This window comes from Paraburkholderia sp. J67, from assembly GCF_905220265.1.
Taxonomy (GTDB): Bacteria; Pseudomonadota; Gammaproteobacteria; order Burkholderiales; family Burkholderiaceae; genus Paraburkholderia.
The window spans coordinates 355,925-381,537 of the sequence record NZ_CAJMZK010000003.1 but is presented as its reverse complement, the minus strand read 5'-3'; the positions used below and the strand labels follow the sequence as shown (position 1 = coordinate 381,537).

The window sequence follows — 25,613 nt, the reverse complement described above, 5'->3', positions numbered from 1 at the left end:
CGTGGATGGCCTGGCTGAACTGCCCTTTGCACTGCGCCGGTCGCCGCTTGCGCGCGCCCTGCCCGCTGTGCGGCTGCCGCCGCGCGCAACACCGTTGCGGCGTGCGCTCTCATCCCGATCCTTTCCCTGCGTGCGACGTGTTGAGCCGCACACCCTTCAGTTGTCCTGCACTTCAATCCTGGGGGACCAGATCCGGCCCCGTTCGCACCTCAGCGCGCCACAACCGTCGCGCCGCGGGTCCCGAAAACATCCTGTAGATCCACCGACGCGCCACTCGGGCGGTCCAGCATCCTGAGCTCCACGCCTTGCAGGTGCCGCACCATCAGCGCGGCCGCTTCCTGCTCCTGGCCGGCTTCCAGCGCCACAAGAATCGCCTCGTGATCGTCGAACGAACACGGGCTGCGTCCGGGCGACTCGTAGAGCGCCGAAATCAACGTTGAACGCGCCACCAGTCCGTTCAGGCAATCGCACAGCACCGTATTGCCGGTGAGCGCCGCCAGTGCCGTGTGGAACTCGCCGGAGAGCCGGATCCACGCCGGGAAATCGCGTCCCTCGAAGGCCTTGCGCTCGCGGCGAATCGTTTCGCCGATGCTCTTGAGGCGGCGCGCGCCGTGCTGGGCGTTACAAACGCGCTCGACCACCGCCAGTTCGATGATGCGGCGCATCTCGAACACCTCGTGCACCTCCTGGAGCGACGGACTTGCGACGAACGCGCCGCGATTCGGCTCCAGATCGACGAGGTGATCGGTCGCGAGCAGTGCTAGCGCCTGGCGGATCGGCCCGCGCTTGACATTGAACACCTCGCACAACTGCGCTTCCGTCAGCTTCGCGCCAGGCGGCAGGCGATGCTCGAGGATCGCGGCGCGGATGCGCGCGGCGATGGCTTCGGGCTTCGTGCCGGTCGCGTCGGCTTCGGTATCGGCGTTTTGCACGTCTTTGCGCATGTCACTCACCTTGATGTTGGGTATGCTAGTTTGGACATAAAGATTGTCAACAATTTTATCGACCAACCTGGGGAAGATGCCTGGTTCGTACGCTGACCGGCATGCATTGTTCCGGTGAAAGCCGCTTCACTACTGGGAATATTGCACTTCCACGGGGATTTCATGCTCCTGAATGGGCCAATTTTTTGTCAACAATCTGGCTCGATGCCGGTTCTAGAACATTCGGCTTAGCTGAAAATTATTGGCGGTTAGTTGCATATTGTGCATCTAAAAAAGCGCCAGAAGTTCTGGCGCGGTGCGCGGCGGGCGAATCAGCCCAGATGCGGATAACCGCTCACGTTGAGCTCGAACCCGTGTGCATCGGCACTCAGTTGCGCGTCGCCGCCGAACGGCAGCGTGACCATATCCGGAATATGGCCGAACGGCAGGCCGGTGATGACCGGAATTCCGGCGAGCGCTCGCACCTGCTCCACCACCGCGTGCAGGTCGTAGCCGTTGTCGTAGTCAAAGGACTTGCCGCCCGAGAAGTCGCCCAGCACGAGCGCCTTCTGGCGCGCGAGGATGCCGGCAAGATGCAGCTGGTACAGCATGCGTTCGACGCGGAACGGTTGTTCGTTGATGTCTTCGACGAACAGGATGCCCCCCTCCACCGGCGGCATGTACGGCGTGCCGATCAGGGAGGTCAGCACGGCCAGGTTGCCGCCCCAGAACATGCCCGCGACATTCGCGTGCTGCGCCTGCGGCGCCCTCACCTTGAGCGTGAATTCGGGCTTGGTGAGCGCGTCCCAGAAGTGATGCATCGTGAAACTGCTCAACTCTGGGGCACCGAAATCGCCGAGCAGCATCGGGCCGCCGAAGGTCGTCAATCCCGCGCGCGCGTAGAGCGCAAGCTGAATCGCCGTGAAATCGCTGTGACCGACAAGCGCAATGGGTTGCCCGGCGAGCCGCTTTTGCAGACCTTCGTAGTCGAGTCCATGCAGGATACGCACCGCGCCATAACCGCCACGTACCGCCAGCACGATATCGGGCAACGAGCGGGCGGGATCGGCGAGACGGTTCAGTTCGGCGGCGCGCTGGCCATCGGTGCCAGCGAAACGCTGGAAACGCCGCTCGGTCGCCTCGATGCCTTCGACGCGATGACCCTGCGCACGCAGCCGCGCAATGCCGCGATGAATGGCTTCCGGGTCGTGAGGATAGCCCGACGGTGCAATCAGTTCGATGGTGCGGTGGGTGGTCATATTCGACGGTTTCGAATCCACCAGGGGCGCCATCAGGCTGCGGCGGCGCGTCGTGGCGGTGGGTCAGTGAGAATTGGCGCGACCGTCCGGCGCCCTGGCTGTGTGATCCGCCTGCGTCGCTTCTGCCGCGGCTTCGGCTGCTGCACGGCGCGCTTCGCGGCTCGCACGGCGGCGCTCGGCAAAGAACGCGCGCAGCGCGTCGCCGCATTCCGTCTCGAGTACGCCGCCCACCACGCTCGTATGGTGGTTGAGCTGACCGTTCGAGAACGCATCGACGACGCTACCGCATGCGCCCGTCTTCGGGTCGCGCGCGCCGTACACCACGCGCGAAATGCGCGCATGCATGATCGCGCCGGCGCACATCAGGCACGGTTCCAGGGTCACATAAAGTTCGCAGCCGGGCAAGCGGTAGTTACCCAGTGCGCTACCGGCCGCACGCAGCGCCGCCATTTCGGCGTGAGCCGACGGATCGTGCGTGCCGATCGGATGATTGAAGCCTGTCGCGATGACTTCGTCGCCGCGCACGAGGACCGCGCCAACCGGCACTTCGCCGGCCGCACGGGCCGCTTCGGCGGCAGCCTGCGCGAGCCGCATGAAATGACGGTCGCGTTCGCTGACAGGATCAGGCTGGGGATCGGAATCGGGAAGGGGTGCCGGCATGGCAGCGGACGTTTCGCCGGCATCGGGCGAGTGGCCGTGCTCTTGCGCTTCGCCCGAGGGCGGCATGGCGCTCACGCTCAAGCGGCACCCGCCGCGAAGCCCTGCCCGCTTGCCGCGCGCTCGGACAAGCGCTCGGCGATACGGCGACGGTATTCGTGCGGCACCACCATCGGGCCGCCACGCAGCGATTCGAGCGCCATGTCGAGCGCGAGCAGGCGCGCGCGCAGACGGCACTGCGCGGCCTTGTCGCCTACCTTGGCAAGTTCTCCCTCGAGATCGCGCAATGCACGAAGCTGTTCGAGAGCGGGCGGCACGAATCCGGCATTCATCAGAATGCGGTTCGCCACGCGCACTTCTTCGGGCACGAAGAAGTCGTCGTCGAGTTCCTGGGGCGCTCCTGCGCCGGGCGACCCGTCGAAGTCACCGCGCGCGGCTGCGGCGGTAATCCGTTGTTCGACGAGGGCATCAAGCAATTTCATCAGCAATCCACTACGTTGCGGCCACGGCATTCTATCAGGGTAACACCTGGAAGACCCCGCCCGTCTGACATGGGCGACGTTCAAGTCCTATGGATTGACAGGCGGTCGTTTTGATGCGAAGGGCATGGAGCACGTTCACACGGCGCGCCGGAGAAAGCCGGATTCGTCTGATGGGCGCGGCTTCGGCGCACCGGTAAGGTCAATCGTTTCACCGCCAGCGAGCGTGCTGCGGTCCACTCACCTTTGCTTGCGCAGGCAACGATGAAATTTTCTTCATTTTCCCGCTTCACGACCGGGCGGCCGCCAGCCCGCAGCGCGCATCGCTCTCCAGCGTGTATTACGTGGATCGTGCGCCGGTCGCGTCTGGGTGTGATTTGCCTGCTGCTGGGTGCAAGTCTCACCGGATGCAGCGTGTTTTGCGGGGCGGCGGGGGGCAGCGGCGGCGGCGCGGCGGGGGTATGCGGAATCGGGACGGGAATGCGGTTCTGAAGCGGCGCCCACTGGAACGGACACCGCTTCAGTCAGTCAGGCGAGGCTTAGTCCTTCAGCACCTTCGCCACGGCATCGACCACGATGCCGACGTTCTTCTCATTGAGACCCGCAACGCACATACGGCCCGAACGCAGGATATACACGCCGAGCTCATCCTTGAGCCGATCGACCTGTGCGGCGCTCAAGCCCGTGTAGGTGAACATGCCGCGCTGCTTCACATAGCGCGACAGCGCCTCGCCGCTCACGTGCGCCTTCAGGCCGTCGTGAATCGCCACCCGCATGCGGGCGATACGCTCGCACATCGCCGCCAGCTCGGTCTCCCACGACTGCCGGAGCGCCGGCGTCGTGAGCACGCGCGTGACGATCTTCGCGCCGTGCGTCGGCGGATTGCTGTAGTTCGAGCGCACCGAGCCCGTCAACTGGCCCAGCACACGGTCAGCGGCCGCCGCATCCTCGCAGATCACGTGCAGACCGCCGCAACGCTCGCCGTAGAGCGAGAAGTTCTTCGAGAACGAGTTCGCGACCAGCGCGGGCACGCCGCGACGGCCGAGTTCACGCACCGCGAAGGCATCAGCGTCGAGACCGGCGCCGAAGCCCTGATACGCCATATCGACGAACGGCAGCAGATCGCGCTTTTGCAACACGTCGATCAGTTGCACCCACTGCGCCTCGTCCAGATCCACACCGGTCGGGTTATGGCAGCACGCGTGCAGCAGTACGACGCTCTTCGCCGGCAGCGCGTCGATGGCCGAGAGCATCGCCTCGAACTTCAGGCCGCCCGTCGCTTCGTCGTAGTACGGGTAGGTATTCACCTCGAAACCCGCACGCTCGAAGATGAAACGATGGTTTTCCCACGTCGGATCGCTCACCCACACCTGGCTCTGCGGGAAATAACGCTTGATGAAGTCGGCCCCCACCTTGAGCGCACCCGAGCCGCCGAGCGTCTGCACCGTGGCGACCTTCCCAGCCGCACGCGACGGGCACTCGGCACCAAACACCAGCGTCTGCACGGCGTCGCGGTACTGCGCGAAACCGGCCATCGGCAGATAGGGCTTCGGACCCGGCTCGTTCAGGATCGCCGCCTCGGCGCTGTGAACGGCCTGCATCACCGGCAGACGGCCATCGTCGTCGAAATAAATGCCAATGCTCAGATTGACCTTGTTCTGCCGCGGATCTTTCTGGAAGTTCTCGTTGAGCGAGAGGATCGGGTCGCCGGAATAGGCATCGATATGTTCGAACATGACGTTAGCTTGTCGGTTACGGAAAAGTTGCTGGAAAACGGTTGCTCCGGCTTCGTGCGGGCGGGCGCTCACGCGCCCTTGTGCCCTTCCCCGCGCCTTTCAGCGCGTCTGCACACCGGCTTGCAGCGCCGGCGTCGCGCCACGGCGCCAGAAGCGGTACGCACCGCCGAGCACCGCCAGCCACACCGGGATCAGCCAGACGGAAAGGCGCAGATCCGGAATCATATACATCACGACGAGAATACCGGCCAGGAACGCGAGGCACAGGTAGTTCGTGAACGGATAGCCGAGGCTGCGGAACGTCGTCGTTTCGCCCAGACGCGCCTTCTCGCGGCGGAACTTCAGGTGGATCAGGCTGATCATCGCCCAGTTGATGATGAGCGCCGACACCACGAGTCCCATCAGCAACTCGAACGCCTTGCCCGGCATGAAGTAGTTGATCACCACGCAGGCCGCCGTGGCCACCGCCGTCACCGCCAGCGCCGCCAGCGGAATGCCGCGACGGTTCACCTTGAGCAGCGCCTTGGGCGCATTACCCTGCTGCGCGAGACCGTAAAGCATGCGGCTGTTGCAGTACACGCCGCTGTTGTACACGGAGAGCGCGGCGGTCAGCACGACCACGTTGAGCACATGCGCCACGAAATTGCTGTTCATCGCATGGAAGATCAGCACGAAGGGGCTGCCGCCCGACACGACCTTTTCCCACGGATAGAGCGACAGCAGCACACCCAGCGCGCCGACGTAGAAAATCAGGATGCGATAGATCACCTGGTTGGTGGCGCGCGGGATGGTGTGCGAGGGATCGTCGGCTTCCGCTGCGGTAATGCCGACCAGTTCGAGACCGCCGAACGAGAACATCACGACCGCCATCGACATCACCAGACCAGAGACACCGTGCGGGAAGAAACCGCCGTGACGCCAGAGGTTCGAGACGCCAGCTTCCGGCCCGGCATTGCCCGACACCAGCAGCCAGCCGCCGAACGCGATCATGCCGACGATCGCCAGCACCTTGATGATCGCGAACCAGAATTCGAGCTCGCCGTAGGACTTCACGCTCGCCAGATTGATGGCGTTGATGACGACGAAAAAGCCCAGCGCCGATACCCACGTCGGCAGCGCCGGCCACCAGTAATGCATGTAGATGCCGACCGCGGACAACTCGGCCATGCTCACGAGCACATAGAGCACCCAGTAATTCCAGCCAGAGAGAAAGCCTGCGAACGGGCCGAAGTACTTATCGGCGAAGTAACTGAACGAACCGGCGACGGGCTCGTCGACGACCATCTCGCCGAGTTGCCGCATGATGAAGAACGCGACGATGCCGGCGATCGCATAACCGAGCAGCACCGAAGGGCCGGCCGTCTGGATAGTCTGGGCGATGCCGAGGAACAATCCGGTGCCGATTGCGCCACCCAGCGCAATCAGCTGGATATGGCGATTCTTGAGACCGCGCTTGAGGTGGCCGTTCGCGTCGTCCTGACCGCGTGCGCCGCTTGTATCGTGGGGAACCATGTCTCTTCCTGTCTCTTCTTTATCGATGCGTCGGCTGGAAGGCGGGATGACCTTCCGGCACGGCCGCGCGAAATAATATTGCGCGCACAACGTTCTGTGCTGACGCGCTCCCAAGGCCGCCGGGGATGGCCGGCTGCCCTGCCAGGTGCGCCCAGTGTATAGGCGACAAGGAAAAATATGATTTCATCTGATACGCAGGCAAACCCTGATTGGTACAATTTCGTTTCGCATTTAACTCATCCCGAGCAAGAATAGTGCAAACACTCGCCCTTGACCCCATCGATCTGCGGCTCCTCGCCGCGCTACAGGAGCACGGACGCGCCTCGAATCTCGAACTGGCGGCGGCCGTGAAGCTCTCGCCCGCCCAGACGCTGCGGCGCCATCGGCGGCTCGAGGAGCTGGGGGTCATCAAGCGCTATGAGACGCGCCTCGACCCGCAGGCGCTGGGCTTCGGCGTGGTCGCGTTCATTCAGGTGACGATGGAGCGCGGGCACATGCGCGAACTCGTGAAGTTCAAGGAACTCGTCGCGAAGCTGCCGCAAGTGCAGGAGTGTTACTCCGTGACCGGCGATATCGACTACGTCATGAAAGTGGTGGCGCGCGATCTCAAGGCGCTATCCGAATTCCTGCTCGACACGCTCATGCGCGCGCCTGGCGTGAGCAGCGTGCATTCGATTGTGTGCCTCGATGAACTCAAGGGGACGAGCGCGATGCCGTTGGAGGCGTGAGCGGAGCGTGAGAAGCTGGCTCGCTGGGGATAAGTCCAGTGCGGATACGCAATTTTATCTCATTTGCATCGCGCGTATGAGGGATGATTGCGTTTTGGGCTTGCCTGGGACAGGGAAATGGGCGGTTTGCGCCAGGACGGGGGTTTAGGAGCGAGACAAAACAAAAACCCGCGCCAGCTCAAAGAGCCGAACGCGGGTTTCAGGATTGATCGCTAGCTAGTGCGCTAGCGAAACCACGTCAGTGGACCATCACTCCCACTCGATCGTCGCGGGCGGCTTGCCCGAGATGTCGTACACGACGCGATTGATCCCGCGCACTTCATTGATGATGCGGTTCGACACATTGCCCAGCAGCTCGTGCGGCAGATGCGCCCAGTGCGCCGTCATGAAGTCCATCGTCTGCACCGCGCGCAGCGCGACAACGTACTCATACGTGCGGCCATCGCCCATCACGCCCACGCTCTTCACCGGCAGGAACACCGCGAACGCCTGGCTCGTCAGTTCGTACCACGACTTGCCGGTTTCCTTGTCGATGGTGTTACGCAGCGTCTCGATGAAGATCGCGTCGGCGCGACGCAGCAGATCCGCGAAATCGCGCTTCACTTCACCGAGGATACGCACGCCCAGACCCGGGCCCGGGAACGGGTGGCGATACACCATTTCGTGCGGCAGACCGAGCTTCACGCCCAGTTCGCGCACTTCGTCCTTGAACAGTTCGCGCAGCGGCTCGAGCAGCTTCAGGTTCAGCGTTTCCGGCAGGCCGCCCACGTTGTGGTGGCTCTTGATCGTGTGCGCGCCCTTCTTGCCCTTGCCTGCCGATTCGATCACGTCCGGATAGATCGTGCCCTGTGCGAGCCACTTGGCGTCCGTCAGCTTGCCGGCTTCCGTCTGGAACACTTCCACGAACTCGGCGCCGATGATCTTGCGCTTCGCTTCCGGATCGGTCACACCCGCCAGCTTCGACAGGAACGCTTCGCTTGCATCGACGTGAATCACCTTCACGCCGAGGTTGCCCGCGAACATCGACATCACCTGCTCGGCTTCGTTCAGACGCAGCAGGCCGTGATCGACGAACACGCAGGTCAGCTGGTCGCCAATCGCGCGATGCAACAGCGCCGCCGCCACCGACGAATCCACGCCGCCCGACAGACCGAGAATGACGTGCTCGCTACCGACCTGCTTGCGGATCGCTTCGACGGCTTCGTCGATGTAGTGACCCATTTCCCAGTCGGCCTTCGCGCCGCAGATGCCCAGCACGAAGCGTTCGAGCATCGCACGGCCCTGGACGGTGTGCGTGACTTCCGGATGCCATTGCAGGCCGTAGAAGTGACGCGCTTCGTCGGCCATGGCCGCGATCGGGCACGATTCGGTCGATGCCATCAGCTGGAAGCCAGCCGGCATTTCGGTGACCTTGTCGCCGTGGCTCATCCAGACCTTGAGCATGCCGTGGCCTTCGGCCGTACGGAAGTCTTCGATGCCGTCCAGGAAGCTCGTGTGGTTGCGCGCGCGCACTTCGGCGTAGCCGAATTCGCGCAGGTGACCGCCGTCGACCTTGCCGCCGAGCTGCTCGGCCATCGTCTGCATGCCGTAGCAGATGCCGAGCACCGGCACGCCCAGTTCGAACACGGCTTGCGGTGCGCGCGGGGTGTCCGCGTCGGTGACCGAGTTCGGGCCGCCCGAAAGGATGATGCCCTTCGGCGCGAATTCGCGGATGAAAGCGTCATCGACGTCGTACGGATGGATTTCCGAGTAGACCTGCGCTTCGCGCACGCGGCGAGCGATCAGCTGGGTGACTTGCGAACCGAAGTCGAGAATCAGGATTTTGTCGTGCATGGCAGCGGACGAGACCTAAAAAAGAACGGATACAGAAAGCCGCGCGCCGGCTAAAGCTTCGCACGCGGCATGAATTCATCAGGACCTGGGTACCGGAACTTGGTGGTCCGGTACAAGGCGTTCGAGCGCAATTCGACGGAAGTGGCGTCTGACGGTTGGCGTCGACGCGCACCTCACGTCAACCTCGCAGCGGCGGCCGCTGCGCGTCGGCAGCTTCGTCGCGGGCCGCGTGGCGCGCTTCTTCGGCCTGCACTGTCGTGCGCGGCGTGGCCACTGGCGTCACTGGATCAGCCTTTGTACGCGAGAAAATCGACTTCGCGAACGCCACCGGCTCCACACGCTTGCCCTTGGCTGCGAGACGCGCTTCACGCTCCTGCACGGCCGCCTCGGCCGCCAGCGCCCTCTCGCGCAGCTTCACGACGCCGGCAAGACGCGCACCGCCCAATCCCACGATGATCAGGCAGACACCGACGGCACCCGCCACCAGTTGCCCGAAGCCCGTGAGTTGCGGCTGGTGCAGCGCGATCAGCCAGATCAGCATGAGCACGCCGGCCATCCAGTTGACGTGTCCAGCAGCGCGGGCGACCGTAGCGGTCAGCGCGCCGTCAAAGGCCGCGCGTAGCGCAAGCCAGGCGAAGCCCAGCAGCACGACGCCGAACGCCTGCCCGATGAGCGCCGGCTGCGCCTGCACCAATTGCAATGCGTTGTAGAGCGAGGTCCAGGGCGTGAGAAGAAACAGCACGCCGAACCCCAGCAGCATCAACGCATCGACAATCAGCACTACGCGCAGCAGCGGCTTCATCGAGGCTTAGTCCACGTGATAGTTGGGCGCTTCCTTGGTGATCTGCACGTCGTGGACGTGCGATTCGTTCAGCCCGGCGCCCGTGATCTGCACGAACTCCGCCTTCGTATGCAGTTCGTCGATCGTGCGGCAACCGCAGTAGCCCATCGAAGCGCGCACGCCGCCAATCATCTGGAACAGGATGGCGTTGATCGGGCCCTTGTAGGCGACGCGGCCTTCGATGCCTTCCGGCACGAGCTTGTCGATGTTGGCCGAGTTGTCCTGGAAGTAACGGTCTGCTGCGCCGTCCTTCATCGCGCCGACCGAGCCCATGCCGCGATACGACTTGTACTGGCGGCCCTGGAACAGGAACACGTCGCCCGGCGATTCTTCGGTGCCGGCGAACATGCTGCCCATCATCACGGCGTTCGCGCCGGCTGCCAGCGCCTTCGAGACGTCGCCCGAGTAACGCACGCCGCCGTCGGCGATACACGGCACGCCGGTGCCCTTGAGCGCTTCCGCAACGTTGGAAATCGCGGTGATCTGCGGCACGCCCACGCCTGCAACGATACGCGTCGTGCAGATCGAGCCCGGGCCGATACCGACCTTCACGCCGTCAGCGCCGTATTCGACCAGCGCACGTGCGGCGTCGGCCGTGGCGATGTTGCCGCCGATCACTTCGACGTGCGGGAAGTTCTTCTTCACCCACTGGACGCGCTCGAGCACGCCCTTGCTGTGGCCGTGCGCCGTATCGACGACGATCACGTCCACGCCGGCCTGCACCAGCAGTTCGACGCGCTCTTCGTTGTCCGCGCCGACGCCGACGGCCGCGCCTGCGCGCAGCTTGCCGTGCTCGTCCTTACAGGCGGCCGGGTGTTCGGTCTGCTTGGTGATGTCCTTGACGGTCATCAGGCCGCGCAGTTCGAACGCGTCGTTTACGACCAGCACGCGTTCGAGGCGGTGGCTGTGCATGAGCGCTTTGGCTTCGTTGAGCGGCGTGCCTTCCTTAACGGTCACGAGGCGTTCGCGCGGCGTCATGATCGAGCGCACCGGCTCGTCGAAACGCGTTTCGAAGCGCAGGTCACGGTTCGTGACGATGCCGACGAGCTGCGCGCCTTCCACGACCGGGAAGCCCGAGATGCCATGCTGCTGCGACAGCGCGATGACGTCCGCGACCTTCATCTGCGGCGGCACGGTGATCGGATCGCGCACGACGCCCGACTCGAAACGCTTCACCTTCGCGACCTCGCGCGCCTGTTCGGCCGGCGTGAGGTTCTTGTGGATGATGCCGACGCCACCCTGCTGAGCCATCGCAATAGCGAGACGCCCTTCCGTGACGGTATCCATCGCGGCCGAGACAAGCGGAATGTTCAGGGAGATATTGCGGGTCAGCCGGGTCTTCAGGCTGGTGTCGCGCGGGAGAACGTCGGAAAACGCGGGAACGAGGAGCACGTCATCGAACGTGAGTGCTTTCTGGATCAGACGCATGGCAAATCCTATAGGCGCAAAAGCAGATTATACGGGATAGCGCCCTGGAAATCATCAGTGCGTACAGTAGCTTAGCGCCGATTGTGGGATTTTTCGGGAGTTTTTCGCGCGCCTGGCATGGATGCCCCAGCCGCGTTTCCGACCCGAATTTCGATTCATCCAGCATGACTTGCGGTCTACCTGGCGGTGCGCCCGTGCAGGATTGAACAAGACACCGTGCGGCCCGCACGATTAAGCTGCCCTCCACTAGTGACTTGCGGAGGCAATGGAAATGCAGCGTGGTGTGTTGTACGGCGTGCTCGCCGGAGCGTTATGGGGATGCGTGTTCGTCGTGCCTCGTCAACTGGCGGACTTCTCGCCCCTGCTCCTGAGCGCCGGACGCTACGTGATGTACGGACTCGTCTCGCTGGCCGCCCTGCTGCCAATGCTCAAGCGTGTCTGGCCGCGTCTCACGCGCGACGATCTCGTGGCGCTCGTCAAGCTCGCGTTGGTGGGCAACCTGCTCTACTACCTTTTCCTGGCCAGTGCGATCCACCTAGTCGGCATCGCACCGGCGTCGCTGATCGTCGGCGTGCTGCCTGTGACCGTCACACTGCTCGGACGCGCCGATCATGGCGCCGTACCGCTCTCGAAGCTGGCGTGGCCGCTCGCCATGATCGCGGCGGGCATCGTGTGCATCAATGTCGATGTGTTCTCGGCGTCCGCCAGCACGGGCGATCACGCCGGCACGCTCACCAAGATCGCCGGGATCGGCTGCGCGGTCGGCGCACTGGTCTGCTGGACGTGGTACGCCGTGGAAAATTCACGCTACCTGCAGCGCAATGCCCACTTCGGCGGCAATGAGTGGTCGGTGCTATGGGGCGTGGTGACGGGAGCGCTCGGCGGCGTGTTGTGGCTCGTGATTCTCGCGATGCCGGCTGGCACGGTGCAGACAGGCGTTGCCAATGGGCGCTGGGCCACGTTCTGGCAACTGAACCTCGTGCTGGCAATCGGCGCGTCGTGGCTCGGCAATGGTCTGTGGAACGCCGCCGCCAAGCGCCTGCCGTTGACGCTTTCAGGTCAGATGATTGTGTTCGAGACACTGTTCGCCCTGCTCTATGGCTTCGTGTACGACCACCGACTGCCGCGCGGGCTGGAAATCGCGGCGATCGTTCTGCTGGTGGCGGGGGTGAGCTGGTCGGTGCGTCAGCACTCGGGCGGGCCGGAAGATACCGTGCATGGCGACGGCATCGTCCCGGAAGGCGACTTGCCGGGAATCGGCAAATCGGCCGACGACCGCGAGAGCGGCGCGCAGCGGCGCCGGGTGACGAGCTGAGCGATGTGTTGAGCGTGCTACGCGCTGATCCAGCACCCGGTCAGCGCGAATCCTTGTTCTGCCACTTGCGCCCTTCGATCGAACCCGCCTTGCGGCTCTTGTCGACACGGCGCTGGCGCGCGAGCTTCGGGTCCGCGACCAGCGGGCGGTAGATCTCCACGCGGTCGCGATCGACGAGCACGGTGTCGAGCGGCTTAAGCTTGCCGTACACGCCCACCTTCTGTTTCGTCAGATCGATCTCGGGATGGCGCGTCAATATGCCGCTCGCGTCGATGGCCTGCTGGACGGTCGCACCCGATGGCAACTGCACGCCGATGCGCGTCTGCGCGTCGGGCAGCGCGTAACACACGTCGATGGACAACGCCGCCGACACGTTGTCGGACACAGTCTGGGACACATTCGCGCTCATACTTTGTTCTTGCCGTAGCGCTGGTCGGCGCGCTTCACGAAGGAATCGACGAAGGTGTTCGCGATATGGTGGAACACCGGCCCGATGATCTTTTCGAGAATGATGTTAGAAAACTCGTAGTGCAGCGAGAATTCGATCTTGCAGGCGTCCGCGCGCAGCGGCGTGAAGCGCCACGAGCCCGTGAACTTCTTGAAAGGGCCGTCGGTGAACTCCATATCGATACGTTCGGGCCGCTTCTGCGTGTTACGCGTGGCAAAGTGCTGTTTGATGCCCTTGAAGTTGATATCGATCTTCGCCTCCATGCCGTTTTCGTCCTTGCGGCGAACCTCGACGCCGCCGCACCACGGCAGGAAGTTGGGATAGTCGTCGACGTCGGTCACGAGGTCGAACATCTGTTCCGCCGAATGGCGAATCAACACGGTTTTCTGGACATCCGCCATAAATTGCGCAATGCGATGCAAGAGTGAAGGCGCGGCGGGCTTTCGCTGGCCCGCTTTGCTAAAATCGTAATTTTAAACGAGTTGGGCGTTTCCCATTTTCCTATGAGCATCATCGACAACAGAAAAGCCTTCTTCGATTACTTCATCGAAGAGCGCCACGAGGCGGGGCTCGTGCTCGAAGGATGGGAGGTCAAGGCCATGCGCGCCGGGCGAGCCAACATCAAGGAAGCCTACGTCATCATCAAGGACGGCGAGCTGTTCCTGATCGGCACGCACATCAGCCCGCTGCCCGAGGCCTCGACGCACATCCACCCCGACGCCACGCGCACGCGCAAGCTGCTGCTGCACCGCGAGGAAATCGACAAGCTGATCGGCAAGGTCGAACAGCGCGGTTTCACGCTCGTGCCGCTGAACTTCCACTACAAGGGCGGCCGCGTGAAGTGCGAGATCGGCCTAGCCAAGGGCAAGAAGCTGCACGACAAGCGCGAGACCGAAAAGCAGCGCGACTGGCAGCGCGAAAAGGCGCGCCTGATGCGCACGCCTACCTGATCGTCTGCACAAACCCTCAGATGTAACAAAGGGCGGCCTGGGGCCGCCCTTTTTACTGTTCAACGCACGTGACTGACTTGCCGGACGCTCAGACGCCCTTTGCCGCATCGCGGCCCAGTTGCGTCTCTTTCATGCCCGTGCGGTTCACGATCGTCAGCGCCGATGCAATCATCGAACTCAGATCGCTCATATTGCCCGGCACGATCAGCGTATTGCCCTGCTTGGCCAGGTTGCCGAAGGCCGTCACATACTGCTCGGCCACCTTGAGGTTGACCGCATCCATGCCGCCCTGCGCCTGGATCGAGTTGCCGATCTTCAGAATAGCCTGCGCATTGGCGTCCGCGACCGCCAGAATCGCTGCCGCCTGGCCCTGCGCCTGATTGATCGCGGCTTGCCGCTCGCCTTCCGACTTCTGGATCGCCGCTTCGCGCGCGCCTGCCGCGAGGTTGATCTGCTCCTGCTTGCGCCCTTCCGACGCCGCGATCAGCGCGCGCTTCTCACGCTCGGCCGTGATCTGCGCCTGCATGGCGTGGAGGATTTCCTTGGGCGGCGTCAGATCCTTGATCTCGTAGCGCAGCACCTTCACGCCCCAGTTCGAGGCCGCCTCATCGAGCGCCGACACCACGCTGTGGTTGATGAAATCGCGCTCCTCGAAGGTCTTGTCGAGTTCGAGCTTGCCGATCACCGAGCGCAGCGTGGTCTGCGACAACTGCGTAATCGCGAACACGAAGTTGCTCGACCCGTACGACGCTTTCATCGGATCGGTCACCTGGAAGTACAGCACGCCGTCCACCTGCAACTGGGTGTTGTCGCGCGTGATACAGATCTGGCTGGGCACATCGAGCGGGATTTCCTTGAGCACGTGCTTGTAGGCCACGCGATCGATGAACGGCAGCACGATCGTGAGACCGGGCGTGAGCGTGGCGTGGTAGCGGCCAAGCCGCTCGAGCACCCAGGCGTGCTGCTGAGGCACGATCTTGACGGTCTTCGACACCAGCACGATGACGATCACGAGCAGAATCAGCCCGACAACTGGTACTTGCATGCGCTTCCCCTTTTGCTTCGACTGGATTTGATCTGGATCTTGATAGACGACATGGACGCCTTCGCGCCGGCGGCCTTTCAGGCGTGATGCGCGCCTGCATTGGCACCGGTCACGCTGCCATGCTCCGCCGCTACGATGAGGCAACTGCCGCGCACGGCCTTGATCCGGTAAAGATGAGCGTCCTCGGGCTCGCCGGGTGCGAGTTCGACATCCCATTCGGCGCCGCGATACATCGTGCGGGCTCGCCCCTCATGCCACGCGGCGACCGTGAGCGTGGAGCCGATGTCGAGATTCACACCGGGGTCGCTCGAAGCGTCGACCATACGCCGCCTGCGCCCAAAGCGCGAACGCCGCAATACGATCACGGCCACCAGCGCCACCAGCGCAGCCGCCACGAGTTGCAGATCGAGCGGCGCGCCCAGCTCGAAAGCCAGCACACCCGCCAGGAAGCCGAGCGCGATCATCAGCAGATAGAAGGTGCCGGTCATCAACTCGGCCACGATCAGCACGCCCGCGCCGATCCACCAGAACACACCATGCGGACCCACGTCGACCTCCCAAAGTAAAACACCCCGGATAGACCGGGGTGTTATAGCACGAAGCTGACACTTTTTTCCGCTGCACGCGAAAGCAAAATGCAAGCTGCATCAAGCTTTGCGCAGAGCGGGACGGCTTGCGCCGTCCGTGGGCATTACTTCGCTTGCGCCTTCGCGAGCGCCTGCCACGTTTCGACGACCGTGTCGGGGTTCAGCGAGATCGAAGCGATGCCTTCTTCCGCCAGCCATTCAGCGAAGTCCGGATGATCGGACGGGCCCTGACCGCAGATGCCGACGTACTTGTTCAGACGGCGGCAGGTTTCGATCGCACGCTTGAGCAGGAACTTGACGGCAGGATCGCGCTCGTCGAAGTCGGCAGCCAGCAGCTCCATACCCGAATCCCGGTCCAGGCCGAGCGTGAGCTGCGTGAGGTCGTTCGAACCGATCGAGAAGCCGTCGAAGTACTGCAGGAACTCTTCGGCGAGAATCGCGTTGGTCGGCACTTCGCACATCATGATCAGGCGCAGACCGTTTTCGCCGCGCTTGAGGCCGAACTTCTCGAGCAGGCCCACGACGCGCTCCGCCTGCTTGAGCGTACGCACGAACGGCACCATGATCTCGACGTTCGAGAGGCCCATCTCTTCACGCACGCGCTTGAGCGCCAGGCACTCCATTTCGAACGCTTGCGCGAAGTCGTCGGCGATGTAGCGCGAGGCGCCACGGAAACCCAGCATCGGGTTTTCTTCGTCCGGCTCGTAGCGCGAACCGCCGATCAGCTTCTTGTACTCGTTCGACTTGAAGTCCGACATACGCACGATGACGGGCTTCGGATAGAACGCCGCCGCGATCGTGGCGATGCCTTCCGTGAGCTTGTCGACGTAGAACGCGCGCGGCGATGCATGGCCACGTGCAACGCTTTCCACGGCCTTCTTCAGGTCCGCGTCGATGTTCGGGTACTCGAGAATCGCCTTCGGGTGAACGCCGATGTTGTTGTTGATGATGAACTCGAGACGCGCGAGGCCCACACCAGCGTTCGGCAGCTGCGAGAAGTCGAACGCGAGTTGCGGGTTGCCGACGTTCATCATGATCTTGACCGGAATCGCCGGCAGCTCGCCACGCTGGACTTCGCTGACTTCTGTTTCCAGCAGACCGTCATAGATGCGGCCTTCGTCGCCTTCTGCGCACGACACCGTCACCAGCGCGCCGTCCTTCAGCACGTCGGTTGCGTCGCCGCAGCCCACGACTGCCGGCACGCCCAGCTCACGCGCGATGATCGCCGCATGGCAGGTACGACCGCCACGGTTCGTGACGATGGCGGCTGCACGCTTCATCACCGGCTCCCAGTTCGGGTCGGTCATGTCCGCGACCAGCACGTCGCCCGGCTGCACGCGTTCCATTTCGGACGGATCGTGAATCACCTTCACGCGGCCCGCGCCGATCTTCTGACCGATTGCACGGCCCGTTGCCAGAACCTGCGACTGGCCCTTGAGCTTGAAGCGCTGCTCGACCTTGCCCGCAGCCTGGCTCTTCACCGTCTCCGGACGTGCCTGGAGAATGAAGATCTTGCCGTCGAGACCGTCCTTGCCCCACTCGATGTCCATCGGACGCTGGTAGTGCTTTTCGATGATGACGGCGTACTTGGCCAGTTCGATCACGTCTTCGTCGGTGATCGAGAAGCGGTTGCGCTGTTCGTGCGAGACGTCGACCGTCTTCACGCGGCCCGGTTCGCCCGGCTGCGTGAACTCCATCTTGATGAGCTTCGAGCCGATCGAGCGGCGGATGATCGGCGCCTTGCCTTGCGCGAGCGTGGTCTTGAAGACGTAGAACTCGTCCGGATTCACCGCGCCCTGCACGACAGTCTCGCCGAGGCCGTAGCTCGACGTGATGAAGACCGCGTCCTTGAAGCCCGACTCCGTGTCCAGCGTGAACATCACGCCGGCGGCGCCGCGGTCCGAACGGACCATGCGCTGCACGCCAGCCGACAGCGCGACTTCAGCGTGGGTGAAGCCCTTGTGGACGCGATACGAGATAGCGCGGTCGTTGTAGAGCGACGCGAACACGTGCTTGAGACGGTCGAGCACGTCCTCGACGCCCACCACGTTCAGGTAGCTTTCCTGCTGACCGGCGAACGAAGCGTCGGGCAGATCTTCTGCCGTTGCCGACGAACGCACGGCGAACGACAGCTCAGTCGGCGAGCCCGCTTGCAGCGTTTCGAAGCCTGCGCGGATGTCCGCTTCGAGCTGCGACTGCAACGGCGCGTCGATGATCCATTGACGGATTTCCTTGCCGGCTTCTGCAAGCGCCTTGACGTCGTCGACGTCGAGCGTTTCCAGGCGAGCGGCGATCCGTTCGGTCAGGTTGTTATGTTTCAGGAAGTCGCGGAAGGCGAGCGCAGTCGTCGCGAAGCCCGTGGGCACACGCACGCCAGCCTCAGCCAACTGGCTGATCATTTCGCCGAGCGAGGCGTTCTTGCCGCCCACAATCTCAACGTCGGTCATCCGCAACTGCTCGAAAGGCACTACATACGCCTGATCCTTGGCAACGGTGTTAGTCATACAAGCCCCTAAGTGTGAAAAAAATTCACGATTGCGCAAGTGGGCTCGAACGCGGACCGCCTATTGGAAGCCGTCACGCGTCTTGCGCAACCTGTTGGAGAAGCAATCGCCACGGCCCGGGGAGCCTGATGCCGACACAAGGAGAAGCAGGAAGATGCGCGCGATTGCAGGAAGTTCTGCAAATTCGCTGCAAGTTGACGCCAGAATGAGCCACGATGGACTGCGGTTTGGCGCGGTTGCACTGCAATTGCTTATCCAACAGGTTGCCGCTATTCTACCGTGCCGACTCTGGAAAATGTGTCAGTCGGCGAGAATCGCGCCTCGGAATCGTCCCACAGCGGTCCCATCAGCGCTCCCCGGGCTTTTCCGCCCGTTCCGAGCCCCCCAGCAGCTCACGTACCCAGCCTCATCCGATGCCGCCTACCGTATTCATCGTCTCCGACGGTACCGGGATCACTGCCGAAACGTTCGCGCATTCGATCCTGTCGCAGTTCGACCAGAAATTCCGCCTTGTGCGTGTGCCCTTCGTGGACTCGAGCGACAAGGCTTACGCGACCGCCGAGAAGATCAACGAAGCCGCCGTACAAGAAGGCCGCCGCCCGATCGTCTTTACGACGCTGGTAGACAGCAGCTCGAACGAAATCGTCAAACGCGCGAATGCACTCGTGCTCGACATGTTCCAGACCTTCGTGGAGCCGCTGGAACAGGAGCTGGAGCTCAAGTCGAGCCACGCGATGGGCCGCGGCCACCAGAACGCGGACACCGACGAATACAAGAACCGTATCGAGGCAATCAACTTCTCGCTCGCTCACGACGACGGCCAGTCCGACCGCAATCTCGCCGACGCCGACGTGATTCTCGTGGGCGTGTCGCGTAGCGGCAAGACGCCGACGAGTCTTTATCTCGCCATGCAATACGGCGTGAAGGCCGCCAACTACCCGCTGATTCCCGACGACTTCGAGCGTGGCAAGCTGCCGAATTCGCTGCTGTCGCATCGATCGAAGATCTTCGGACTGTCGATCGACCCGCAGCGTCTCACGGAAATCCGTAACGAGCGGCGTCCGGGTAGCAAGTACGCAGCACTGGAAAACTGCCGCTACGAGGTGAACGAAGCCGAAGCGATGATGCGCCGCGAAGGCATCAAGTGGCTCTCCTCCACGCACAAGTCGATCGAGGAAATCGCCACGACGATTCTTCAGGAAATCCGCATCGACAAACCTGCTTACTGATCGGTTCTTTCAACGCGCGTTTTCGATTCGACACAAAAAAGCCTGCATTTCGCAGGTTTTTTTGTTTTTGAACGGAGGAAACGCTCAACGCGCATGCCGCTGCTGCCGGCACTGCTCGAACACGCAGACGGCCGCAGCCGCTGCGACATTGAGCGACTCCATGCCACCGGGCTGCGGAATGGTCACGCGCAGCGCCGCCGCATCGCGCCACACCTGCGACACGCCCGCACCCTCATTGCCGAACACCCACGCGACCTGGCCCGCGAGATCGGCCTCGTCGATGGCCTGCGCACCATGCGAATCGGTGATGACAATAGGCACGCCGAGCATGTCGATCAGCGTCTGCGGCTCAACGTTTTCGAACACCTGCAACAGAAAATGCGCTCCCATCGCCGAGCGCAACACCTTCGACGACCATGCGTAAGCGGTGCCCGGCGTACAGAACACCTTGTCGATGCCCGCCGCGGCCGCGCTACGCAAAATCGAGCCGACATTGCCCGCATCCTGCAGACCATCGAGCACAAGGCAGGTTGACGCCACGCGCTGCGGCAAGGTCGCCTCGGGCATGTCGACGAGCAGCAGCATGCCGGCGCCGTGAACGACGTTGGATAGCTGACCGAACAAGGCATCGGGCAGCGTAATGATGCGGCGCTCGTCGACGCGCGCGACGATATCGCGCGCCTCTTCGTGTTCGAGCGCGCCTTCGGTCACGACGCAGTATTCGGGCTGCGCACCGCCGTCGAGCCAGGCGCTCGCAAGATGGAACCCTTCGAGCAGGGCCTGATGGGCGCGCCGCTGTTGATGCGTCGAGCCGGCCAGCGCCTTCAGGCGCTTGTAGAGCGGATTGTCGCGCGAGGTAATGGCTTTCACGGGCGGGCCTGACGGGTCAGAAAAGGATCAGTAAAAAGGAAAACGGCGCCGCACGAGGCGGCGCCGGATGAGATCGGCGAGCGCATCGGCGGGTTCAGACTGGCGCGAAGGCGTCGTCTGGCCGCGCTGGATCGACAGCTTGCGTGGCTGCACCGGACACAACGACGCCGCCATGCAACGCAAACGCCTCGCGCACCGGCGCAAACGAGCGCCGGTGATGCTCACAGGGGCCATGCGTGCGCAGCGCCGTCAAATGCTGCGCCGTGCCGTAGCCTGCGTGTGCATCGAAACCATAGTTCGGGAAGACTGTGTGCATCTCCAGCATCATGCGGTCGCGCGTCACCTTGGCGATGATCGACGCCGCCGAAATGGCCGGCACGATCGCATCGCCGCCAATCACGGCCTCGCTACGCACCGGCAGGACCGGGCAGCGATTGCCGTCGATTTTCGCCAACGTGGGCGTGACGCTCAGGCCTTCGACCGCACGACGCATCGCCAGCATGGTCGCGTGCAGGATGTTGAGCGTATCGATTTCCTCGACGCTCGCTTGCGCCACGCACCAGGCGAGCGAGCGCTCGACGATCAGGTCGTAAAGCGCGTCACGCGATTTCGCGGTGAGCGCCTTCGAGTCGTCGAGGCCTTCGATCGGGCGCGCGGGATCGAGGATCACGGCGGCCGCGACCACGGGACCCGCGAGCGGACCACGGCCCGCTTCGTCCACGCCGCAGATGATGTCGTCGGGCGAATCGAACAGCAGACCGGCCTGCTCCGCACGCTGAAGACGCACGGCGCGCTTGAGCGCGGCCTGCGACGGCGCCTTCGGCTTCGGCGTCACTTTCGTGCGCTTGATCGTGCTTCCGGTCATGCCCGCCCCTTGCGGCTTTCCACGACGCGCGCCACCACCTCGGCCGCGCGTTCCGCCGTGTTCTGACGCAACGCGTGATGCATCTGCGTGAACACTTCGGTCAGGGTGCGCCGGTTCGCCTCGTCATGCAACTGCGTGAGCGTGGCGTCGGCAAGCGCCTCAGGCGTGGCGAAATGCTGGAGGATTTCCGGCACCACGAAACGCCCCGCCAGAATGTTCGGCAGACCGACATAAGGCAGATAGCCCTGACGGCGCATGATCTGCCCCGTCAGCCAGGGCACCTTGTAGGAGATGACCATCGGCTTCTTGAGCAGCGCCGCTTCGAGCGTAACTGTGCCGCTCTTCACGAGGATCGCATCGGCGGCCGTCATCGCGAGTTGCGACTGACCGTCGACGATCGTCAGCGCCAGACCTTGATGCTGGCTCGCCAGCTCCTGCAACTGTGTGTGGATCGCCGGCGTCGCCGCCGGCATCACGAAGCGCAGGCCAGGTTCGCGCTGCTGCATGATCTGCATCGCGTCGAAGAACGTCGGGCCGATCAGGTTGATCTCCGAACGGCGGCTGCCGGGCAAGACCGCGATGATCGGACCACTATCGGGCAGGCCAAGCGCGCGGCGCGCACCGGGCACGTCCGGTTCGAGCGGGATGTCGTCGGCGAGCGGATGGCCCACGTAGGTCGCCGCCACGCCGGCCTTCTCCAGGATCGCCGTCTCGAACGGGAATACGCAGAGCATGTGATCCACAGACTTCTGGATCTTCTTGATGCGCCCGCCCCGCCACGCCCAGATCGACGGGCAGACGAAATGGATCGTGGGAATGCCGGCTTCGCGCAGCGGCTGTTCGAGACCGAAGTTGAAATCCGGCGCATCGACGCCGATGAAGACATCGGGCGCTTCCGCGAGCAACTGATGCTTGAGCTCCCGGCGAATACGCAGGATTTCGGGAATGTGCTTGAGCGCCTCGACGTAGCCGCGCACCGTGAGCTTGTCCATCGGCCAGTGCGCGTCGAAACCGACGGCCTGCATGCGCGGGCCGCCGATTCCGTAGTACTGCGCAGTATCCGGCAGCTTGCTGACGAGCCCCTTGAGCAGCGACGATGCGAGCAGGTCGCCGGACGGTTCGCCGGCGACCATCGCGAGACGCAGCGGATGGGTTTGCAACGCCATCGTTTAGCGGATGATGCCGCGTTGCGACTGCTCGACGAAGCTGAGCAGCGCCTTCACGTGCACGTCGCCGTCACCGCCCGCCTGGGCGAGTTCGGCGAGCTGCACCTTCGCTTCTTCGAGCGACAGGCTGTTCTTGTACAACGTGCGATAGGCCGCGCGCAGCGCCGAAATCGCATCGGGCGAGAAGCCCCGGCGACGCAGACCTTCGACGTTGATGCCGTGCGGCACCGCCTTGTTGCCCGCGGCGATCACGAACGGCGGCACGTCCTGCACGAGTGCCGAAGCGCCGCCCACCATCGAGTGCGCGCCGATGCGCACGAACTGGTGCACGCCGGTCATGCCGCCGACGATCGCGTGATCGTCCACGATCACGTGGCCCGCGAGCTGCGCGTTGCTCGACATGATGATGTTGTTGCCCAGACGGCAATCGTGGCCCACGTGCACGTAGGCCATGATCCAGCAGTCGTCGCCGATCGACGTGATGCCGGTGTCCTGCACCGTACCCGTATGCAGCGTCGTGAACTCACGGATCGTGTTGCGATTGCCGATCACGAGCTTCGTGGGCTCGCCGCGGTACTTCATGTCCTGCGGGCGACCGCCGATCGACGCGTAGTGACCGATCGAATTGTCTTCGCCGATCGTCGTATGGCCTTCCAGCACGCTATGCGAGCCGACCTGGGTCCGTGCGCCGATGGTGACATTCGCACCGATCACCGCATAGGGGCCGATCTCGACCGATTCGTCGACTTGCGCGCCTGGCTCGACGATCGCAGTGGGATGGATCCTGCTCATTCGTCATGCTCTCCGATTCTGTTGTCGTGCCCAGGCGCCTGCGGGCGCACTGCGGCACGCGACGGCGCAGCTTACTGCGCCGCGTCCATTTTCTTGACGGTGCACATGAGTTCCGCCTCGCAGGCGACCACGCCGTCCACGTCGGCTTGCGCCTTGAACTTCCAGATGCCGCGCATGTAGCGCTCGAACGTCACGCTCAGGATGAGCTGGTCGCCCGGCTCGACCACGCGCTTGAAACGCGCACCGTCGATGCCGACGAAGTAGTACAGCGTGTTCTCGAAGTCCTGCTCTTCTTCCGAGAACGTGAGCAGCGCGGCGGTTTGCGCCAGCGCTTCGAGGATCATGACGCCCGGCATGACCGGACGCTGCGGGAAATGGCCCGTAAAAAAGGGCTCATTGATCGTCACATTCTTCAACGCCTTGATGCTCTTGTGCGGCTCGAGCTCGAGGACCCGGTCCACCATCAGGAACGGATAACGGTGCGGGAGCAGCGTGAGGATCTTGTGGATGTCGAAGTTGAGTTTTTCGATGTTCATGGTGTTTCTGCTCACGCAGGAATTGCGTGTCACTTTCGATTGCGTTGCTCGAAGCGCCCACCCTCGCGCGGCGATTGCCGCGCTGGCCAGACGTACCCCTGCGGTCCGCGCCCTGGCGCAGTATGCGCCACACGCGCGACTTCGTGCATGCGGATTCCCCCGGGCAAGCGTTCCAGGCGCGCAGCCTGGGGCGTATCGCCCGGGGAGCGGCCCGGCACGCGGCGCATGCCGCGCCACCAGGCCTGATTCTTAGGCGTCGCCCTGCGGTTTTTGGGCGACGGCGGCTTCGAGCGCCCGGATACGGTCGCGCAGCTTGTCGATGTTGCGCAGCAACGCGGCGCTCTTGTTCCAGTCGGCGTGATCGACGGCCGGGAACGCGCTGGTGTAAATCCCCGCCTTCGGCAGCGACTTCGAGACACCCGACTTCGCCGTGACGATCACGTAGTCGCCCAGCGTCACGTGCCCCGCGATGCCGACCGCGCCGCCGATCATGCAGTGCTTGCCGACCGTGGTGCTACCCGCGATGCCGGCACAGCCCGCGATCACGGTGTACGCACCGATCCTGCAGTTGTGGCCGATCTGCACGAGGTTGTCGATCTTCACGCACTCCTCGATGATCGTGTCGGCCATTGCGCCACGGTCGATCGTGGTGTTGGCGCCGATCTCGACATCGGGACCGGTCGACACGCCGCCGACCTGCGGAATCTTGACCCAGCTACCCGTGCGCGCGTCGCCTTCGCCCGTGAAATCGGGGGCGAAACCGAAGCCGTCCGAGCCGATCACGGCGCCCGCGTGCACGATATTGCGCGCGCCGATCTTGCAGCCGTAATACACGGTCACGCCCGGATAAAGGTGCGAACCCTCGCCCACCTGCGTGTCGCGGCCGATTACCACGTTGGCGTCCAGACGCACTTTTTCACCAATCACCGCGCCCGCTTCCACGGTCACGTTCGGGCCGATCACGGCGCTTGCCGCCACCTTGGCCGTCGCGTCGACGTGTGCGCTCGGGTGCACGCCCGGCTGCACCTTCGGCGCGGCCAGGTCGATGAACGCCTGCGCGACACGCGCGAAGTAAGCATACGGATTAGGTGTGACGATGAAGTTGCGACCCTCGCGGGAGGCGAGCTTCGCGAGATCGTCCGGACTGATGAGGACCGCGCCCGCGCGGGTCGTTTCGACCTGCGAGAGATACTTGGGGTTGGCCAGGAAAGCCAGTTGCTGCGGACCCGCCTGGTCGAGCGGCGCAAGCGAGCCGACGCGTTGCGTCGCATCGCCCACCACCTCGCCGCCGAACTGCCCGGCGATTGCCTCAAGCGTAAATGCCATGCGCGTGCTGCTCCTGCCTTAGTTGCTGTTGCTGCCGATGCTGCCGGACGCGAGCGCCTTCAGCACCTGGTCGGTGATGTCGATACGCGGGCTCACGTACACCGCTTCCTGCACGATCAGATCGTAGTGCTGCTGCTCGGCAATCTGCTTGATCACCTTGTTCGCACGATCCAGCACCGCCGCGAGTTCCTCGTTGCGGCGCTGGTTCAGGTCTTCGCGGAATTCACGCTGCTTGCGCTGGAAGTCGCTGTCGAGCTGCGACAGATCGCGCTGCTTCTGTGCGCGATCCGCCACCGACAGGCTCGGCCCGGTCTTGTCGAGCGAGTCCGACATCGCCTTCAGGCGCTGCGCCATGTCCTGCAAGTCCTTGTCGCGCTTCGCGAACTCGGCTTCGAGTTTGGTCTGCGCAGCCTTCGCGGGGGCGGATTCGCGCAGGATGCGATCGGAGTTGACCGCCGCGATCTTCGCTTCCTGCGCATGGGCCGCGCCCGTGCCGAAAGCGAGCATCGCCAGCGACAGCGTCATGGCCCCGATCGTCCGTCTGGAAAACATACCCGTTAGCAAAGTTATCCTCTCGTTTCTGT

General features: G+C 63.6%; 25 protein-coding genes. 4 read left to right on the top strand and 21 right to left on the bottom strand.

Features of this window, described 5'->3' with window-relative positions:
* Positions 1-209: 209 nt before the first annotated feature.
* The 6 genes from U5782_RS08630 to U5782_RS08605 form a co-directional block, all read right to left on the bottom strand.
* Positions 210-944: a GntR family transcriptional regulator gene (locus U5782_RS08630; RefSeq protein ID WP_322043390.1), complete on the bottom strand. Its 735-nt coding sequence runs from the start codon at positions 942-944 to the stop codon at positions 210-212.
* A 311-nt stretch (positions 945-1,255) separates the two neighbouring features.
* Complete coding sequence (gene ldcA, locus U5782_RS08625; protein ID WP_322043389.1) at positions 1,256-2,182, bottom strand: muramoyltetrapeptide carboxypeptidase; 927 nt, start codon at positions 2,180-2,182, stop codon at positions 1,256-1,258.
* A gap of 63 nt (positions 2,183-2,245) precedes the next feature.
* Positions 2,246-2,842 carry a tRNA adenosine(34) deaminase TadA gene (tadA, locus tag U5782_RS08620; RefSeq protein ID WP_322043573.1) on the bottom strand — a complete coding sequence of 199 codons (597 nt, stop codon included), beginning with the start codon at positions 2,840-2,842 and terminating at the stop codon, positions 2,246-2,248.
* 77 nt (positions 2,843-2,919) lie between these two features.
* Complete coding sequence (locus U5782_RS08615) at positions 2,920-3,321, bottom strand: DnaJ family domain-containing protein (protein WP_322043388.1); 402 nt, start codon at positions 3,319-3,321, stop codon at positions 2,920-2,922.
* A gap of 536 nt (positions 3,322-3,857) precedes the next feature.
* On the bottom strand, positions 3,858-5,054 hold the full coding sequence (locus U5782_RS08610) for an amino acid aminotransferase (protein ID WP_322043387.1): 1,197 nt from the start codon (positions 5,052-5,054) through the stop codon (positions 3,858-3,860).
* Between the two features lie 99 nt (positions 5,055-5,153).
* The gene (locus tag U5782_RS08605; protein WP_322043386.1) at positions 5,154-6,566 is read right to left on the bottom strand and encodes an amino acid permease; all 1,413 of its coding nucleotides are present in this window, start codon (positions 6,564-6,566) and stop codon (positions 5,154-5,156) included.
* 254 nt (positions 6,567-6,820) lie between these two features.
* Between U5782_RS08605 and U5782_RS08600 the strand changes: the two genes are divergently transcribed.
* Positions 6,821-7,294, top strand: a complete 474-nt coding sequence (locus U5782_RS08600; RefSeq protein WP_322043385.1) for an Lrp/AsnC family transcriptional regulator — start codon at positions 6,821-6,823, stop codon at positions 7,292-7,294.
* Between the two features lie 249 nt (positions 7,295-7,543).
* Here U5782_RS08600 and guaA read toward each other — a convergent pair whose 3' ends face one another.
* The 3 genes from guaA to guaB all read right to left on the bottom strand — a co-directional run bounded on the left by guaA (position 7,544) and on the right by guaB (position 11,396).
* Positions 7,544-9,127 carry a glutamine-hydrolyzing GMP synthase gene (guaA, locus tag U5782_RS08595; RefSeq protein ID WP_322043384.1) on the bottom strand — a complete coding sequence of 528 codons (1,584 nt, stop codon included), beginning with the start codon at positions 9,125-9,127 and terminating at the stop codon, positions 7,544-7,546.
* A 178-nt stretch (positions 9,128-9,305) separates the two neighbouring features.
* Positions 9,306-9,929 (bottom strand): hypothetical protein, encoded by a 624-nt coding sequence (locus U5782_RS08590; RefSeq protein ID WP_322043383.1) that lies wholly within the window; start codon positions 9,927-9,929, stop codon positions 9,306-9,308.
* Positions 9,930-9,935: 6 nt separating this feature from the next.
* Entirely contained in the window at positions 9,936-11,396 is a 1,461-nt protein-coding gene (gene guaB, locus U5782_RS08585; RefSeq protein WP_322043382.1) for an IMP dehydrogenase, read from the bottom strand.
* A gap of 271 nt (positions 11,397-11,667) precedes the next feature.
* Here guaB and U5782_RS08580 point away from each other — a divergent pair, with 271 nt between their 5' ends.
* Positions 11,668-12,711, top strand: a complete 1,044-nt coding sequence (locus U5782_RS08580) for a DMT family transporter (protein ID WP_322043572.1) — start codon at positions 11,668-11,670, stop codon at positions 12,709-12,711.
* A 40-nt stretch (positions 12,712-12,751) separates the two neighbouring features.
* On the opposite strand, the gene U5782_RS08575 is transcribed toward U5782_RS08580, so the two are convergent.
* On the bottom strand, positions 12,752-13,084 hold the full coding sequence (locus U5782_RS08575) for an RnfH family protein (protein WP_322043571.1): 333 nt from the start codon (positions 13,082-13,084) through the stop codon (positions 12,752-12,754).
* A gap of 32 nt (positions 13,085-13,116) precedes the next feature.
* Entirely contained in the window at positions 13,117-13,560 is a 444-nt protein-coding gene (locus U5782_RS08570) for a type II toxin-antitoxin system RatA family toxin (RefSeq protein ID WP_322043381.1), read from the bottom strand.
* A gap of 102 nt (positions 13,561-13,662) precedes the next feature.
* Between U5782_RS08570 and smpB the strand changes: the two genes are divergently transcribed.
* Positions 13,663-14,109 (top strand): SsrA-binding protein SmpB, encoded by a 447-nt coding sequence (gene smpB, locus U5782_RS08565; RefSeq protein ID WP_167055826.1) that lies wholly within the window; start codon positions 13,663-13,665, stop codon positions 14,107-14,109.
* A gap of 88 nt (positions 14,110-14,197) precedes the next feature.
* Here smpB and U5782_RS08560 read toward each other — a convergent pair whose 3' ends face one another.
* The 3 genes from U5782_RS08560 to ppsA all read right to left on the bottom strand — a co-directional run bounded on the left by U5782_RS08560 (position 14,198) and on the right by ppsA (position 18,245).
* Positions 14,198-15,154, bottom strand: a complete 957-nt coding sequence (locus tag U5782_RS08560; protein WP_322043380.1) for a stomatin-like protein — start codon at positions 15,152-15,154, stop codon at positions 14,198-14,200.
* Positions 15,155-15,231: 77 nt separating this feature from the next.
* Entirely contained in the window at positions 15,232-15,702 is a 471-nt protein-coding gene (locus U5782_RS08555; RefSeq protein WP_322043379.1) for an NfeD family protein, read from the bottom strand.
* Between the two features lie 143 nt (positions 15,703-15,845).
* Positions 15,846-18,245, bottom strand: a complete 2,400-nt coding sequence (gene ppsA, locus U5782_RS08550) for a phosphoenolpyruvate synthase (RefSeq protein WP_322043378.1) — start codon at positions 18,243-18,245, stop codon at positions 15,846-15,848.
* Between the two features lie 413 nt (positions 18,246-18,658).
* On the opposite strand from ppsA, the gene U5782_RS08545 reads away from it, so the two are divergent.
* Positions 18,659-19,474, top strand: coding sequence for a pyruvate, water dikinase regulatory protein (locus U5782_RS08545; protein WP_322043377.1), 816 nt, complete (start codon positions 18,659-18,661; stop codon positions 19,472-19,474).
* An 84-nt stretch (positions 19,475-19,558) separates the two neighbouring features.
* Here U5782_RS08545 and U5782_RS08540 read toward each other — a convergent pair whose 3' ends face one another.
* The 7 genes from U5782_RS08540 to U5782_RS08510 form a co-directional block, all read right to left on the bottom strand.
* Positions 19,559-20,344: an RNA methyltransferase gene (locus U5782_RS08540; RefSeq protein WP_322043376.1), complete on the bottom strand. Its 786-nt coding sequence runs from the start codon at positions 20,342-20,344 to the stop codon at positions 19,559-19,561.
* 94 nt (positions 20,345-20,438) lie between these two features.
* The gene (gene rnhB, locus U5782_RS08535) at positions 20,439-21,209 is read right to left on the bottom strand and encodes a ribonuclease HII (protein WP_322043375.1); all 771 of its coding nucleotides are present in this window, start codon (positions 21,207-21,209) and stop codon (positions 20,439-20,441) included.
* A complete protein-coding gene (gene lpxB / locus U5782_RS08530) occupies positions 21,206-22,375 on the bottom strand; it encodes a lipid-A-disaccharide synthase (protein ID WP_322043374.1) in 1,170 nt (389 codons plus the stop codon). The genes rnhB and lpxB overlap by 4 nt, the downstream gene beginning before the upstream one ends.
* 3 nt (positions 22,376-22,378) lie before the next feature.
* Positions 22,379-23,167, bottom strand: a complete 789-nt coding sequence (gene lpxA, locus U5782_RS08525) for an acyl-ACP--UDP-N-acetylglucosamine O-acyltransferase (RefSeq protein ID WP_322043373.1) — start codon at positions 23,165-23,167, stop codon at positions 22,379-22,381.
* 71 nt (positions 23,168-23,238) lie between these two features.
* Positions 23,239-23,703 (bottom strand): 3-hydroxyacyl-ACP dehydratase FabZ, encoded by a 465-nt coding sequence (fabZ, locus tag U5782_RS08520; RefSeq protein WP_322043372.1) that lies wholly within the window; start codon positions 23,701-23,703, stop codon positions 23,239-23,241.
* A gap of 249 nt (positions 23,704-23,952) precedes the next feature.
* Positions 23,953-25,029: a UDP-3-O-(3-hydroxymyristoyl)glucosamine N-acyltransferase gene (gene lpxD / locus U5782_RS08515; protein ID WP_322043371.1), complete on the bottom strand. Its 1,077-nt coding sequence runs from the start codon at positions 25,027-25,029 to the stop codon at positions 23,953-23,955.
* An 18-nt stretch (positions 25,030-25,047) separates the two neighbouring features.
* Complete coding sequence (locus U5782_RS08510; protein ID WP_322043370.1) at positions 25,048-25,593, bottom strand: OmpH family outer membrane protein; 546 nt, start codon at positions 25,591-25,593, stop codon at positions 25,048-25,050.
* Positions 25,594-25,613 lie beyond the last annotated feature (20 nt).

Excerpts from the sequence above, each read along its gene's own strand:
- ppsA (WP_322043378.1), bottom strand. The coding sequence starts at position 18,245 with ATGACTAACACCGTTGCCAAGGATCAGGCGTATGTAGTGCCTTTCGAG.
- fabZ (WP_322043372.1), bottom strand. The coding sequence starts at position 23,703 with ATGAACATCGAAAAACTCAACTTCGACATCCACAAGATCCTCACGCTG.
- U5782_RS08590 (WP_322043383.1), bottom strand. The coding sequence starts at position 9,929 with ATGAAGCCGCTGCTGCGCGTAGTGCTGATTGTCGATGCGTTGATGCTG.
- guaB (WP_322043382.1), bottom strand. The coding sequence starts at position 11,396 with ATGCGTCTGATCCAGAAAGCACTCACGTTCGATGACGTGCTCCTCGTT.
- U5782_RS08580 (WP_322043572.1), top strand. The coding sequence starts at position 11,668 with ATGCAGCGTGGTGTGTTGTACGGCGTGCTCGCCGGAGCGTTATGGGGA.
- rnhB (WP_322043375.1), bottom strand. The coding sequence starts at position 21,209 with ATGACCGGAAGCACGATCAAGCGCACGAAAGTGACGCCGAAGCCGAAG.
- U5782_RS08615 (WP_322043388.1), bottom strand. The coding sequence starts at position 3,321 with ATGAAATTGCTTGATGCCCTCGTCGAACAACGGATTACCGCCGCAGCC.
- guaA (WP_322043384.1), bottom strand. The coding sequence starts at position 9,127 with ATGCACGACAAAATCCTGATTCTCGACTTCGGTTCGCAAGTCACCCAG.
- tadA (WP_322043573.1), bottom strand. The coding sequence starts at position 2,842 with ATGCCGGCACCCCTTCCCGATTCCGATCCCCAGCCTGATCCTGTCAGC.
- U5782_RS08605 (WP_322043386.1), bottom strand. The coding sequence starts at position 6,566 with ATGGTTCCCCACGATACAAGCGGCGCACGCGGTCAGGACGACGCGAAC.
- U5782_RS08630 (WP_322043390.1), bottom strand. The coding sequence starts at position 944 with ATGCGCAAAGACGTGCAAAACGCCGATACCGAAGCCGACGCGACCGGC.
- U5782_RS08610 (WP_322043387.1), bottom strand. The coding sequence starts at position 5,054 with ATGTTCGAACATATCGATGCCTATTCCGGCGACCCGATCCTCTCGCTC.
- lpxD (WP_322043371.1), bottom strand. The coding sequence starts at position 25,029 with ATGGCATTTACGCTTGAGGCAATCGCCGGGCAGTTCGGCGGCGAGGTG.
- ldcA (WP_322043389.1), bottom strand. The coding sequence starts at position 2,182 with ATGACCACCCACCGCACCATCGAACTGATTGCACCGTCGGGCTATCCT.
- lpxB (WP_322043374.1), bottom strand. The coding sequence starts at position 22,375 with ATGGCGTTGCAAACCCATCCGCTGCGTCTCGCGATGGTCGCCGGCGAA.
- smpB (WP_167055826.1), top strand. The coding sequence starts at position 13,663 with ATGAGCATCATCGACAACAGAAAAGCCTTCTTCGATTACTTCATCGAA.
- lpxA (WP_322043373.1), bottom strand. The coding sequence starts at position 23,167 with ATGAGCAGGATCCATCCCACTGCGATCGTCGAGCCAGGCGCGCAAGTC.
- U5782_RS08545 (WP_322043377.1), top strand. The coding sequence starts at position 18,659 with ATGCCGCCTACCGTATTCATCGTCTCCGACGGTACCGGGATCACTGCC.
- U5782_RS08570 (WP_322043381.1), bottom strand. The coding sequence starts at position 13,560 with ATGGCGGATGTCCAGAAAACCGTGTTGATTCGCCATTCGGCGGAACAG.
- U5782_RS08560 (WP_322043380.1), bottom strand. The coding sequence starts at position 15,154 with ATGCAAGTACCAGTTGTCGGGCTGATTCTGCTCGTGATCGTCATCGTG.